At 57.4% G+C, this 13,482-nt stretch carries 14 protein-coding genes, 1 other RNA gene and 1 pseudogene; 6 read left to right on the top strand and 10 right to left on the bottom strand.

Going from position 1 to position 13,482, the window contains the following annotated elements; translation table 11 throughout:
* The 3 genes from mraZ to rsmI form a co-directional block, all read right to left on the bottom strand.
* Complete coding sequence (gene mraZ / locus AO277_RS00770) at positions 1 to 456, bottom strand: division/cell wall cluster transcriptional repressor MraZ (RefSeq protein ID WP_044317636.1); 456 nt, start codon at positions 454 to 456, stop codon at positions 1 to 3.
* A 307-nt stretch (positions 457 to 763) separates the two neighbouring features.
* An RNA gene (rnpB, locus tag AO277_RS00765) (RNase P RNA component class A) lies at positions 764 to 1,121 on the bottom strand.
* 97 nt (positions 1,122 to 1,218) lie between these two features.
* Entirely contained in the window at positions 1,219 to 2,088 is an 870-nt protein-coding gene (rsmI, locus tag AO277_RS00760; RefSeq protein WP_029240916.1) for a 16S rRNA (cytidine(1402)-2'-O)-methyltransferase, read from the bottom strand.
* Between the two features lie 271 nt (positions 2,089 to 2,359).
* On the opposite strand from rsmI, the gene AO277_RS00755 reads away from it, so the two are divergent.
* From AO277_RS00755 to AO277_RS00740, 4 genes are all read left to right on the top strand, one after another.
* A complete protein-coding gene (locus AO277_RS00755) occupies positions 2,360 to 4,174 on the top strand; it encodes a penicillin-binding protein activator (protein ID WP_044317637.1) in 1,815 nt (604 codons plus the stop codon).
* The gene (locus AO277_RS00750; RefSeq protein WP_080899153.1) at positions 4,171 to 4,545 is read left to right on the top strand and encodes a YraN family protein; all 375 of its coding nucleotides are present in this window, start codon (positions 4,171 to 4,173) and stop codon (positions 4,543 to 4,545) included. The genes AO277_RS00755 and AO277_RS00750 overlap by 4 nt, the downstream gene beginning before the upstream one ends.
* Before the next feature lie 169 nt (positions 4,546 to 4,714).
* Complete coding sequence (locus tag AO277_RS00745; protein WP_002555059.1) at positions 4,715 to 5,308, top strand: phosphoheptose isomerase; 594 nt, start codon at positions 4,715 to 4,717, stop codon at positions 5,306 to 5,308.
* Positions 5,305 to 5,883: a BON domain-containing protein gene (locus AO277_RS00740; protein ID WP_002555060.1), complete on the top strand. Its 579-nt coding sequence runs from the start codon at positions 5,305 to 5,307 to the stop codon at positions 5,881 to 5,883. Before AO277_RS00745 ends, AO277_RS00740 begins: the two co-directional genes overlap by 4 nt.
* A gap of 60 nt (positions 5,884 to 5,943) precedes the next feature.
* Here AO277_RS00740 and AO277_RS00735 read toward each other — a convergent pair whose 3' ends face one another.
* The 4 genes from AO277_RS00735 to rplM form a co-directional block, all read right to left on the bottom strand.
* The gene (locus AO277_RS00735; RefSeq protein WP_044317638.1) at positions 5,944 to 6,354 is read right to left on the bottom strand and encodes a ClpXP protease specificity-enhancing factor; all 411 of its coding nucleotides are present in this window, start codon (positions 6,352 to 6,354) and stop codon (positions 5,944 to 5,946) included.
* Positions 6,355 to 6,371: 17 nt separating this feature from the next.
* Positions 6,372 to 6,989 (bottom strand): glutathione S-transferase N-terminal domain-containing protein, encoded by a 618-nt coding sequence (locus tag AO277_RS00730; protein ID WP_044317639.1) that lies wholly within the window; start codon positions 6,987 to 6,989, stop codon positions 6,372 to 6,374.
* Between the two features lie 281 nt (positions 6,990 to 7,270).
* Positions 7,271 to 7,663: a 30S ribosomal protein S9 gene (gene rpsI / locus AO277_RS00725; RefSeq protein WP_002555064.1), complete on the bottom strand. Its 393-nt coding sequence runs from the start codon at positions 7,661 to 7,663 to the stop codon at positions 7,271 to 7,273.
* 14 nt (positions 7,664 to 7,677) lie between these two features.
* A complete protein-coding gene (gene rplM, locus AO277_RS00720; protein ID WP_044317640.1) occupies positions 7,678 to 8,106 on the bottom strand; it encodes a 50S ribosomal protein L13 in 429 nt (142 codons plus the stop codon).
* Between the two features lie 453 nt (positions 8,107 to 8,559).
* On the opposite strand from rplM, the pseudogene AO277_RS00715 reads away from it, so the two are divergent.
* A pseudogene (locus AO277_RS00715) lies at positions 8,560 to 9,506 on the top strand (GlxA family transcriptional regulator).
* 58 nt (positions 9,507 to 9,564) lie between these two features.
* On the opposite strand, the gene zapE reads toward AO277_RS00715, so the two are convergent.
* The 3 genes from zapE to AO277_RS00700 form a co-directional block, all read right to left on the bottom strand.
* The gene (gene zapE / locus AO277_RS00710; protein ID WP_044317641.1) at positions 9,565 to 10,659 is read right to left on the bottom strand and encodes a cell division protein ZapE; all 1,095 of its coding nucleotides are present in this window, start codon (positions 10,657 to 10,659) and stop codon (positions 9,565 to 9,567) included.
* A gap of 62 nt (positions 10,660 to 10,721) precedes the next feature.
* Positions 10,722 to 12,071 carry a tryptophan--tRNA ligase gene (locus AO277_RS00705; protein WP_044317642.1) on the bottom strand — a complete coding sequence of 450 codons (1,350 nt, stop codon included), beginning with the start codon at positions 12,069 to 12,071 and terminating at the stop codon, positions 10,722 to 10,724.
* A gap of 39 nt (positions 12,072 to 12,110) precedes the next feature.
* Positions 12,111 to 12,746, bottom strand: coding sequence for an alpha/beta hydrolase (locus AO277_RS00700; RefSeq protein ID WP_044317643.1), 636 nt, complete (start codon positions 12,744 to 12,746; stop codon positions 12,111 to 12,113).
* Positions 12,747 to 12,891: 145 nt separating this feature from the next.
* Between AO277_RS00700 and AO277_RS00695 the strand changes: the two genes are divergently transcribed.
* Positions 12,892 to 13,335: a Z-ring associated ZapG family protein gene (locus tag AO277_RS00695; protein WP_002555069.1), complete on the top strand. Its 444-nt coding sequence runs from the start codon at positions 12,892 to 12,894 to the stop codon at positions 13,333 to 13,335.
* The last annotated feature ends 147 nt before the right edge of the window (positions 13,336 to 13,482 follow it).

Below are 13,482 nucleotides of genomic sequence, written 5' to 3'. Positions count from 1 at the left end.
TCACAGGATCAAATCACGTAATTCGTCGGGCATAGCGCCAGGTTTTTGAATGGCAGCCAGGTCAGCATCAGCAAGAGCGTTCCAGGCGTCCTCGTCCCACAGTTGAAACTTGTTGAGCTGGCCCACCAGCATTACGCGCTTATCCAGCCTGGCGTAATCGCGCAAGCGTGGCGGCACCAGAAAACGCCCGCTGCCATCGAGTTCCAGATCGACAGCATTACCAATCAAAAGCCTTTGCAGACGACGGTTCTCTTCACGAAACGTCGCCAGATCACGAAGTTTTGCCTCTATCAGCTCCCATTCGGAAAGCGGGTACAGGCAAAGACAGGGATCAACGGCGTCAATGGTCACGATAAGTTGCCCGGCACTACGCGAATCCAACTCGTCACGGTACCGGCTCGGCATAGCGAGACGGCCCTTGGCATCGAGATTGATCGCGTTGGCACCACGGAACACAGGCGCATTCTCCGAATTTTAGCTTTTTGCGCTGAAAAAACCCACTTCGTGCCACTTTCTGCCACTTGTGCACACTATAGGAACGCGCCCACCACACCGTCAAGGCACGGTCTTAAGGAAAACCCTTACATTTCGGAGATTTAGGAGAGGTATTGGGTATAAAAGGGTAATTTTACGAACGATCTGACAGATAAATCCCACACAACTCAAATCGTTGCGATTCAAAGTTAATGTGATTTATGAGCTGTAAGATTTTTTTGGTATTACGAGAGGGTTTTGCTGCTTGAAACGAAGGGTGAGAAAAAAGGTGGAGAGTCGATCTGTAAGCCGGGTTCTGTCGAGAACAGTCATTCCTCTACGACGGCCATCGCTGGACGTCTTTAGCAACCTACCCGGTTCCAGCGCGGACCACGCCTAGGAACCCTATTTGGTCTTGCTCCGAGTGGGGTTTACCTTGCCACGAACTGTTACCAGACGTGCGGTGCGCTCTTACCGCACCTTTTCACCCTTACCGGCACCGAAGTGCTTAGGCGGTTATTTTCTGTGGCACTTTCCGTAGGCTCACGCCTCCCAGGCGTTACCTGGCACTCCGCCCTATGGAGCCCGGACTTTCCTCCCCCCCCTGTTGCGGAACAACAAGAGGCAGCGACTGTCCAATCGACTCTCCGCCGCCAAGGTTAGCGGCACATGCCTTCAAGAACAAGCTTTAATAGCACGTGGGGCGCACTTGTCCCCGTTATCCACCCCTTTAAAGGCAACCCATCATTCCTTCTGTTTCTCCAGTGCCACCTGATAAAGCAGGTTCTTGCGCACGCCGGTTATTTCGGCTGCCAAGGCTGCGGCGCGCTTGAGAGGCATCTCTGCAAGCAGTAAATCCAGTATGCGGCGCGCCTCCTCACCAATGACATCCTCGTCCTCGGGTGGCGTCCAGCCGGCTATCAGCACCACGCATTCGCCACGCTGCTGATTACTGTCAGCCTCGACAAAAGCCCGCAGCTCACCCAAAGGCAGACCCTTGAGCGTTTCAAAAGTTTTGGTTATTTCACGTGCCAGCAAGGCCTGACGGTCGGCACCGAAGACTTGCTCCATGTCCTGCAGACACTCAAGAATCCGGTGCGGCGCTTCATAATAAATAAGCGTGCGCGGCTCTTCCTTTACTCGCTCAAGCTTTGCCTTGCGCCCTGCAGCCTTGGCGGGAAGAAAGCCCTCGAAAATGAATCGGTCCGAAGGCAGCCCGGCCGCAGAAAGAGCGGCGATCAGGGCGCAAGCGCCCGGCACGGGCACAACCGGTACACCTACAGCACGCGCCTGACGCACCAGGTGATAACCGGGATCAGAGATCAGCGGCGTGCCCGCGTCGGAAATCAGCGCCACATCATCGCCAGCCAGCAGACGCGTTATGAACCGACTACCCTCATCACGTTCGTTATGCTCGTGACAGGCGGCCAACGGAGTGGATATCCCGAAGTGCTGCATCAGCCGTGCAGAATGGCGCGTGTCTTCAGCCGCAATCAGCGCGACTTCACGCAACACCTTCAATGCCCGCACGCTCATGTCGTCCAGATTGCCGATAGGAGTCGCCACTACATAAAGCGAGCCCGGAGTGGAATTCGAAACAACCGGAACAGTCAAAACGCAAACCTCACAGGTTAAAGCTGATACTTGGAAAGAATGCATTGTACAGGCTGAAGCACGGCCGAGCGGTTCGCGCATCAGGGATGCCGATAAAAAACATGATCAAGGCCGGACACAACACAACGCAGCCCCCTCGAATTGAACGATTTGGCCGCCAGATGACCCTAACGCGACCAATATCACGGCTTTAAACACCTTCGACATCGCACCCCGGCCAGCGCTTGGGTACAATTCCCCGCTAATTCGCTCGAGTTTCAGGAACATACCAATGATCGCTTGTCTGCGGCTGCTCTCTGCCCTCTGCCTCGCTGCCCTTCTCGCAGCCTGTGCCAGCTCGCCCTCGTCCAGCCTTGGCGAGCTGCCTCGAACCCCTGACGCCAGCATCGAGCAGTTGCTTGATCAGGCCGCCACAGCCAAAACACCCGAGCAGGCTGCAACGCTGCGCTTGAGTGCAGCCGACCTGGCCGCCCGCCAGAATGACGCAGGACGCGCTGCGCAGATCCTCGGACAGGTGCAAATCGATCAACTCAAACCCGGACTGCAGGTTTTCGCCAGCACATTGTCCGCAGAGCTGGCGATGGGCCGCAATCAGCCCAAGGCAGCACTGACCGCACTGAACCACCCAAGCATGCAACGCCTGGGCGAACTGTCGGTCGAGCAGCAGGTTCGCACCCACATGGTCAAGGCGCGCGCCCTGGAGGCCGATGGCCAGGCCCTGGCGGCCGTCAATGAGCGAGTATTCGCCGGCCCTCTGCTGCAAGGCGCAGAGGCCAGCGCCAACAATGATGCAATCTGGACGCTGGTCTCCGCTCTGCCGGCCGAGCAGCTGCAAAGTACCGCCAGCGGAGATATGGGCGGCTGGCTGAATCTGGCCCGCTCGATCAAAGGCGCAGGCACACTTGAGCAGCAACAGGCGGCCATCGACAACTGGAAAGCCCAGAACCCGAAACACCCGGCAGCGCTGCAACTGCCTACCGCCCTCGCCCAACTGCGCGCCCTGACCAGCGAGACGATTACCAAAATCGCTCTGCTGCTGCCGCAGGACGGTCAACTGGCCGCAGTTGCCAAAGCGTTGCGCGAAGGTTTCATGGCCGCGCACTTCCAGGCACAACAAGCAGGACAGAATCCACCCGCCATCCAGGTGTTCGACAGCTCGCGCGTTACCTCGATGGATGAGTTCTACCGTCAGGCCCAGGCCGCTGGCGTACAGCTGGTCGTAGGTCCGCTGGAAAAGAACCTCGTCAAACAACTGAACAGCCGCCAGCAGCTTCCGATCACTACCCTGGCGCTGAACTACAGCGACACCAGCAACGAAGGCCCCGCTCAGCTGTATCAGTTTGGTCTGGCTGCCGAAGACGAAGCCCGCGAAGTTGCACGTCGCGCCTGGGCCGATGGCAAGCGCAGCGCTGTAGCAATGGTGCCGAAAGGCGAATGGGGCGACCGCGTACTGGATGCCTTCCGCAAGAGCTGGCAGGCCAAGGGCGGTACGCTGATCGCAGCCGAGCACGTTGACCAACCCGTAGAACTGGCACAACAGGTCGCCGATCTGTTCCAGTTGCGCAACAGTGAAGGCCGCGCCCAGCGCCTGCAGAGCACTGCCGGCACTCAGGTAGCCGCGCAGCCAAGCCGTCGCCAGGACATTGACTTCATGTTCCTCGCCGCGACGCCGCAACAAGCGCAGCAGATCAAGCCAACCATGGTTTTCCAGTACGCAGGCGATGTTCCGGTCTACGCCACCTCGCACCTGTTCACCAACAGCAACGATCATGCGCAGTACATGGACCTCAACGGTGTGCGCTTCTGCGAGACGCCATGGCTGTTGAACGCTGAAGACCCACTGCGCCAGCAAGTCACCGCGCAATGGCCACAAGCTGCAGGCAGCCTTGGTCGCCTGTACGCAATGGGCATCGACGCCTACCGTCTGGCCCCACGCCTTGCGCAACTCAAGGCGATGCCTGACAGCCGCATCGATGGCCTGTCGGGCAGCCTGAGCATCAACCCTGGCCGTCGCGTCGAGCGTCAGTTGCCATGGGCGGAGTTCGTCGACGGCAAGATCCAACGCCTGCCGGACACAGCGCCTTGATACCAAGCAGCAGCCGCCAACAGGCAGGGCGCGAGGCTGAAGCCTTCGCCCTGCAGTTTTTGCAACGACAGGGGCTGCACCTGATTGAACAAAACTGGTTATGCAAACGCGGCGAGCTTGATCTAGTCATGCTTGACGGCGATACAGTAGTATTCGTCGAAGTTCGCTACCGGCGCCATTCAGGCTGGGGTGGCGCTACGGAAAGCGTTGATTTTCGCAAGCAGGCAAAACTTGTCACTGCCGCACAGCTTTTTCTGCAGCAAGCAACAGACTGGGCCAGTCACCCCTGCCGTTTCGACGTGATCGCCATTGAAGGCCAGCCTGGCAACGCTGCACCGCTGAACTGCATCAAGAGTGCTTTTGACAGCTGACCTTGCGCTCGAGCAAAGCAGCTCCGCCGTGCTGATGATCTGCAATAGCTTCTACGCTCACCGATTTCGCCATTTGTTTTGCCGGCTGCACACCTTGTGTGCCGGATAGCTCCCGGGAGAACCCGGCGCATCCGTCCCGCCGCCGTACGCTCTAATTAAGGTCACATTGATGGACATGCAATCCCGAATTCGCCGGCTGTTCCAGGCCAGCATCGAAACCAAGCAACAGTCGATGGAAGTCCTTGCACCCTATATCGAGCAAGCCAGTCAGGTCATGGTCAATGCCCTGCTCAACGAGGGCAAGATGCTCGCGTGCGGCAACGGCGGATCGGCTGGCGATGCACAGCACTTTTCCTCGGAACTGCTCAACCGTTTCGAGCGCGAGCGGCCGAGCCTGCCAGCCATCGCCCTGACAACCGACAGCTCGACGATCACCTCGATCGCCAACGATTACAGCTACAACGAAATCTTTTCCAAGCAGATCCGCGCACTGGGCCAGCCAGGTGATGTGCTGCTGGCCATTTCCACCAGCGGTAACTCGGCAAATATTATTCAGGCCATCCAGGCCGCACATGATCGCGAAATGATTGTCGTAGCATTGACGGGACGCGACGGTGGCGGCATGGCTTCCCTGCTATTGCCCGAGGACGTGGAGATCCGCGTACCTGCCAATGTCACGGCACGCATACAAGAAGTCCATCTGCTGGCGATCCATTGCCTTTGCGATTTGATCGACAGCCAACTGTTCGGGAGTGAAGAATGACCCCTAATCGTCTCAGCCTATTGGTTCTGACACTGTGCCTGAGCGTCACCGGATGCAGCTCGGTGATCACGGCCACTCGCGACAAGCCGATCGAAGATGATCGCGGCACCCGCACCTTCGGCAGCAAGATCGATGACTCGCTGATCGAGACCAAGGCAGCCGTCAACATTTCCAAAGCCAACCCTGATCTCGCAGAAGGCTCGCACATCGTTGTGACCAGCTTCAACGGCATCGTGTTGCTGGCTGGCCAGACACCCCGCGCCGACCTAAAGGCAATTGCCGAACAGGCCGCCAGCTCGGTCCAGCGCGTCAAGAAGGTCAACAACGAGTTGCAGGTCATGGCGCCCTCTTCGCTGCTGGCGCGTAACAACGATGCCTGGCTGACCACCAAGATCAAAAGCCAGATGATTGCCGACGCATCCATCCCCGGCTCGCGCATCAAGGTGGTGACCGAGAACGGTATTGTGTTCCTGCTGGGTCTGGTGACTCAGGATGAAGCCAATCGCGCCACCAACCTGGTACAGGGCGTTTCCGGCGTGCAGAAGATCGTCAAACTGTTTGAGTACATCGACTGACGGGTAACTGGCAGGCGAAAAAAAGGCGATCCGGAGATCGCCTTTTTTATTGCGCATTTTTTACTTCACGACCTTCAGACTCGGCCGGCCACTCGGGCGCGGTGGCTCGCTGTCGGGCGGAGTATCATCTTCGATCTCGATTTCCTCACCATCGTCCATGGAAGGGTCCAGATCGAAAACCATACCCTGACCGTTCTCACGGGCATAAATGCCCAGGATGGCAGCTACAGGCACATAAAGCGTGTGTGGCACACCGCCGAAGCGGCCTTCGAAGCTGACGGCCTCGTTATCCATATGCAGATGACGCACCGCACTTGGCGAAACATTCAGGACAATCTGCCCGTCATTGGCAAACCCTTGCGGGACCTGCACCGAGGGGTAATCCGCATTGACCAGCACGTGCGGGGTGCAATCGTTATCGACGATCCACTCATAGAGAGCGCGAACAAGATAAGGGCGACTGGAGTTCATTAACGGCTCCTTAAGCCTTAGCGCATTTCACGTTCGGCAGCAGACAGACTCGCCTGAAAAGCCTCACGCGCAAATTGGCGCTCCATGTAATCAAGCAACGGCTTGGCAGGCCGCGGCAATTCAATACCCAAAATTGGCAAACGCCAGAGTATGGGGAGTAGACAGCAGTCAACAAGACTTAGCTCGTCGCTCATGAAAAAAGCTTTTTCCGCGAACAACGGTGAAACCCCGGTCAGACTTTCACGAAGCTCCTTGCGCGCCTGAACACGAGCAGGCTCTTTGCTGCGCGTATCAAGGATCAGGTCCACAAGGCCACACCAGTCTCGCTGGATGCGATGGATCAGCAGACGGCTGTTGGCGCGGGCCACGGGATAGACAGGCAGCAAGGGCGGATGAGGATAGCGCTCATCCAGGTATTCCATCACCACCGTCGACTCGTACAACGCCAGGTCACGATCAACAAGAGTCGGCAAGCTGCCATACGGATTTACTTCAATCAGCTGCGGCGGATGACGACCTGCCAAAACCTCAATGATTTCGGCGCTGACACCCTTCTCGGCGAGCACAATACGCACACGATGAGAATAGTGGTCGGCGGGGTCGGAGTAGCAGGCCAACCGGTTGGTCACGCCCATGGCGATCCTCCTCGCTTGTTAAAATTTATCGGACAGACGAACGAATACGCCTTAAGGGCGCATCCGATAATGAACGCAACAGGACAGGTGTTCGTCGCGGGCCACAAGATAGCTCATTTACGCGATGTAAATTCTGTAATCTTCGCCGACAGGCTTACAAATCTCGCAATATCGACGTGACACGCCCAGCTTGAAAACACCTCGACCGCAAAAATCACACCCATAAAAAAACGCCCAGCCCCGCGAGGGGATGGACGTTCTTTCTTTGAACGAAGAACGAATTAACGCTTCGAGTACTGCGGACGCTTACGCGCTTTACGCAGACCGACTTTCTTACGTTCAACTTCACGAGCATCGCGAGTCACGAAGCCTGCTTTACGCAGAGCGCCACGCAGAGTCTCGTCGTATTGCATCAGAGCGCGAGTGATACCGTGGCGGATTGCGCCAGCCTGACCACTTACACCGCCACCGATAACGGTGACGTAGATGTCGAACTTTTCAACTGTCTCGGTCAGTTCCAGCGGCTGACGAACTACCATGCGGGCAGTTTCGCGACCGAAGAAATTGTCCAGGGAGCGGTTGTTGATCGAGATGTTACCAGTACCCGGACGCAGGAAAACGCGAGCGGTTGCGGTCTTGCGACGGCCAGTGCCGTAATTTTGAGTCGCCGACATAATGAACTATTCCGTTAAAACTTCAGTTCTTGGGGCTGCTGAGCAGTATGAGGGTGTACAGCGCCCGCATAGACTTTCAGCTTACTATACATGTCACGACCCAGCGGGTTCTTAGGCAGCATGCCTTTGACCGCGGTCTCGATCACGCGCTCAGGAGCTTTGGCGATCAGCTTTTCGAAGTTGATCGACTTGATCCCGCCCGGAAAACCGGAGTGTGAGTAGTAGATCTTGTCGGTGGTTTTGGCACCAGTAACGCGGATCTGCTCGGCATTGATCACGACGATGTAGTCGCCGGTATCAACGTGCGGAGTGTATTCCGGTTTGTGCTTGCCACGCAGACGGCTCGCGATTTCGGTGGCCAGACGACCCAGGGTCTGACCAGCAGCGTCGACGACGAACCAGTCGCGCTTAACTGTTTCCGGTTTAGCAGTAAAAGTTTTCATTCTTTATAGCCTCAGGGGCCGCCCTGAAAATTAGACGGCGGATCTTACTGAATAGTGCGTACTTTGACAAGTCAAAGGCAGCCGGAAACAGACGCTATCGGGGGCTCGGGTCAGCGCGTCCGTTATACGGCAAGATTCTTCGGCAGACGGCGCATCACTTCCACTGCAAAGAGCTGGCGAATTATACAGACTGTAAAAATAACCTCAACCGGATTTTTTGTTCACATTCTGTTTATTGCCTGCGAGGCGTGGATTGGCGGATATTTACCCGCTTAGCACAAAGCCATCATGCGCACCTCTCGCAGAGATCCTGGCATGAGGAGGCTGGACACACCCGACAAAAAATAAGACGATCCAGCCGTTGCTTGACCATTTACCCATATAAGAATAACGATTATGCCGATCCAACACGCTACTCTGCTGCGCCGCGTAAGCATTCTGACCACCGACAAGATGTTTGCCTCGACGGTCATGCAGGCCAAAGACTTCTTCCACTTAGCCAGCCTGCGCTACAGCAAACAACTGGGCCATGGCCTGGTCCCCGCTTTCGAAACCCGCCTCGTCAGCCCGGACGGACTCTCCGTCAGCAGCTTCAGCGACGTCACATTGCCAGTCGACGGCGTGCTGTGCCAAAGCGACATCATCGTTATCCCGGCCTTTTGGGATGATTTTGAAACCCTGTGCGAACGCTACCCGCAGATCCTGCCCTGGCTGCGTGAGCAACACGCCAACGGTGCCGTACTCTGCGCCGAAGCCACCGGGGTCTACTGGCTTGCCGAGGCAGGATTGCTCGACGGCAAGGAAGCGACTACCTACTGGCGCTTCTTCGGTGCATTTGCCGAACGCTACCCCAAGGTGCTGCTCAACCAGGAAAAGCACCTGACTGACGCCGATAACGTGTACTGCGCAGGGGGCACGACGTCAGCGTGCGACCTCTACATCTACCTGATCGAGCGGTTCTGCGGTGCCAACGTCGCGCAGGCCGTGGCCCGCGATATTCTTTACGAGGTACGCCGCACCTACTCACCGGGCCGCATAGGCTTTGGCGGGCAGAAACTGCATCAGGACGTGGTGATCCTGCAGATTCAGCACTGGCTGGAAGAGCACTTTGCCGACAAGTTCCGCTTTGAAGATGTGGCCCGAGGCACGGTATGAGCATTCGCAATTTCATGCGCCGCTTTCAGACCGCAACCGGTGACAAGCCGCTGCATTACCTGCAACGGCTGCGGATCGAAACGGCAAAGGGATTGCTGTCAGGGTCTCGCAAAAGCATCAAGACCATCAGCTACGAGGTGGGCTATGACGACGCCAGCTTCTTCGCCCGGCTGTTTCGCCAACACACCGAGCTGTCACCCAACCAGTACCGGCAGCAGTTCGAGAGCCAGAAGGAAAAGCTGTGAGCTGCAGCATGGGCGAGCTTCAAGCGTGCAGCTTGAAACTTGCCGCTTGCAGTCGCTGCTAGGGCTTGTGCGCCCGCGAGAGGAATTCGTGGGATTGCATTTCCAGTAGACGGCTCAGGGTGCGTTGAAACTCGAACATCAACCGGCCACCGGTGTACAGGTCCTTCAACTCAACCTCGGCTGAAATGATCAGCTTGACGTTGCGATCGTAGAACTCGTCGACCATGTTGATAAAACGTCGGGCGATGTCATCGGTAGAAACGTCCATCTGCTCGACGCCACTGATCAGCACAGCATGAAAGATCTTGCCCAGCTCGATGTAGTCGTTCTGGCTGCGTGGCCCGTCGCACAGCTCGCGGAAGTCGAACCAGGCCACATCATCACAGGTACGCAGGGCACGGATCTCGCGGTTTTCGATCATCAACACATCGTTTTCGATGGTTTCGGCGCAATCCGCGGTCAGGGCCTTGAAGCTTTTGCGCAGGCTTTCCTGCGCAACTTCGTTGAGCGGGAAGTGAAACAGCTCAGCCTGCTCCAGGTGACGCAGACGGTAATCGACGCCGCTGTCGACGTTGACGATGTCGGTGTTCTGTTTGATCAGCGCAATTGCAGGCAGGAAACGCGCGCGTTGCAGGCCGTCCTTGTACAAACCGTCCGGAACGATGTTGGAGGTTGCCACCAGCGTTACGCCATTTTTGAACAGTTCTTCCATCAGCGTGCCCAGAATCATGGCATCGGTGATGTCGGAAACAAAGAACTCGTCGAAACAGATAACCCGTGCCTCGTCGGAAAAACGCTTGGCGATGATCGTCAGCGGATTTCGCTCGCCCTTGAGGGTCTTCATCTCTTCGTGCACGCGCTTCATGAAGCGGTGGAAGTGCGTACGGACCTTGTCCTGAAACGGCAGCGCGTCAAAGAACGTATCGACCAGGTAGGTCTTGCCACGGCCCACGCCCCCCCAGAAGTACAAACCCTTGACCAGGGTCGGCTCTTTCTTGCCAAACAGCTTGCCGAACAGGCCGGGCTTGCTGTCGTGAGCGGCAACCAGATCGTCATACAGGCGCTGCAAATGGCGCACAGCATTTTCCTGCGCGGCATCGTGAAAGAAGTCCGGGCGTTTCAGATCAGATTGATATCGTTCTAGGGGCGTCATAATTCGTTAGCAAGGCAACAAAAACGGGTCGTCACTGTAGCGACGACCCCGGGGATTGGCAATCAGTCCTGTTGAGGAGCAAGTGCCAGCTTAAGGGTTTGAATCGCGTTGTCGCGCGCAATGGCATCGGCGAACTCCGGGCTATCGGCTACACACTCGCCGTCCAGCCACAGCGTGAAACCATTGGCTTCACTGCGCAGATCCAGCTCACCGCCCTGCTGCAACTGCTTGCTGGCGATGCCGGCCGCCTTGCCGTCGGCAAAATTGCGCGACAACAGCAGCTGCTCGCCATCGGCGGCCAGCAGGCGGAAACGGAAGCTGCCGTCGTCTTCAAGGAAGCTGACGAAACGAGCGCCCTTGGTGGCCTTTTTCTTGCCGGTATCGGCGTTTTGCACCGTGGCGCGGAACGAGCGCAGGCCCACCGCCTCACGCAGTTCCTCCAGAAACGGCGTGGCAACCCGGCGTGCCTTCTGCGCGCCGGCGAGCAGGATATCTTCGAGATCGGCAGGACGCTCGATCAGCCACAGATATTTTTCACGGGGCTCACTCAATTGCGCATCCAGCAAGGTGAACAGACGATTCTTCGCTTCGCCCCAGCCCAGCCCCTGCAATAGATCGGAACGGAATTCAGCGCACTGCTCTGCCGTCGAAAACGCTTGATACAGGGTGAACAGGTGCGAGGTGTCCGGATCCTTCGCTTCACCCGGCGCGCGCGAGTCGGTGACGATGCGCGATATGGCGCTTTTCATCTCCTTGGCGCTGCTGAACAACGGAATGGTGTTGTCGTAGCTTTTCGACATCTTGCGCCCGTCCAGACCGGGTAGCGTGGCGACGCTCTCTTCGATCAAGGCCTCGGGCATGACAAAGAATTCCTTGCCATTGCCAAACAGGTGGTTGAACCGCTGGCCGATGTCGCGGGCCATTTCAACGTGCTGGATCTGGTCGCGCCCCACAGGAACCTGATGCGCATTGAACATCAGAATGTCAGCGGCCATCAGTACCGGATAGCTGTACAGCCCCATGGTGATGCCCGCATCCGGGTCCTCGCCACCTTCGACGTTCTTGTCCACTGATGCCTTGTAGGCGTGCGCGCGGTTAAGCAGGCCCTTGGCCGCCACGCAGGTAAGCAGCCAGGTCAGTTCCGGGATCTCTGGAATGTCCGACTGGCGATAGAAGGTCACACGATCAACGTCCAGGCCAGCTGCCAGCCAGGTCGCAGCGATTTCCAGACGCGAGCGCTGAATGCGCAGCGGGTCATCGCATTTGATCAACGCGTGGTAGTCGGCCAGAAAGTAGAACGAGTCGAAATCGCTCTGACGGCTGGCGACAATGGCCGGGCGAATCGCGCCCGCGTAGTTACCCAGATGGGGAGTGCCGGTGGTCGTGATACCGGTCAGGATACGAGTGGTCATGGCAGGTCGCTTATCTAAAGGATGCAATACGGGCTGCAATCAGTTGGAAAGTCGCGGCAGAAGCAGATCTTTCAGATCGGTCAGCTTGCCGTGAAAAAAGTGTCCGCATTCTGCCACTTTCAGCAGCTCATGGGGGCGTTGCAGCGCTGCCGACCATTCATAGACCGTTTCGGGATCGATCACTTCATCGTCTTCTGGCTGAATGATCGTCAGCGGGCAGGCTTGCGGCAAGACGCTTTGATCCTTGAGCCGCGAGGCAGCTGCAGCAATCAGAAACAAATGCGTCAGTTTTTCGCCCTGCCCTTCAAGACGACCGCCCAGGTTGGCGGCAACGTAGCCACCGAAAGAAAAACCGAACAGGGTCATGGGCAGATCAGGATGTTGCGCGCGCAGCCACTTGGCAGCAGCCTGGGCATCATCGATCTCACCTGGCCCGGCGACCGACGTACCGGCACTGGCACCGACACCGACACCGCGATAATTGAAGCGTAAGGTGATCAGACCTTGATCCCTTGCGGTACGCTGCAACGTCGAGACGACTTTATTGAGCATCGTTCCACCCTGTATCGGGTTAGGATGGCAGATCAGTGCAACGCCTCGGGCGTCGGGTACATCCTGATACAGCGCTTCGAGCTGGCCTTCTGGGCCATCGATAAATAATGGGGTTTCACGCATGAGTAAAACAGAACTCCGTGACCTCGAAATGGGTCGACTCGTCTAGCTGATTGTCTGCGGCTTGCATATCAACGATACGTCGCGGGTATACAGCGCAGGTTCCAGCCGTTAACGTAAAGCAAAGCCGTTTATAGAGGAAGGACTCGTGGAACACTCGCTCTTAGTCTGGTTGTTGCCGACGCTCGCCCTGGTGGCCGGTGTCGTCATTGGTTTTCTGGTAGCACGCCTGCTGCCCAACACCGTTCCGAACAGCACCCAGCGCCAGCTGGATGACATTCAGGAGCGTTTCGACACCTATCAGAACGAGGTAGTCACGCACTTCAACAGCACGGCCAATCTGGTACAGAAGCTTTCGCAGAGCTATCAGGATGTTCAGGAACACCTTGCCGAGGGCGCCAACCGTCTGGCTCTCGACGAGCTGACCCGCCAACGCTTGCTGGCTGCCCTGCACCCTGAGGCCAATCATGCGCACCGCGATCATCGCGACCGCCTGACCCCTCCGCGCGACACCGAGACACCCAAGGACTACGCCCCCAAGTCGCCCAACACGCCTGGAATGCTGGATGAGCATTACGGCCTGAAAAGGTAAGGATTCACAGCCACACAAAAGCCCGCTACAGAGAACATCTGCAGCGGGCTTTTTTGTGCCCTACCCCTTCGCGAGCAATGCGGATTGCCACGCCGGTCGCTCCCACAAGATCGTGCGTGCGCACCATTGTGGGAGCGAGCTTGCTCG

It is taken from the genome of Pseudomonas amygdali, from assembly GCF_002699855.1.
Lineage (GTDB): Bacteria > Pseudomonadota > Gammaproteobacteria > Pseudomonadales > Pseudomonadaceae > Aquipseudomonas > Aquipseudomonas amygdali.
This window is presented reverse-complemented; position numbering and strand designations above follow the sequence as displayed.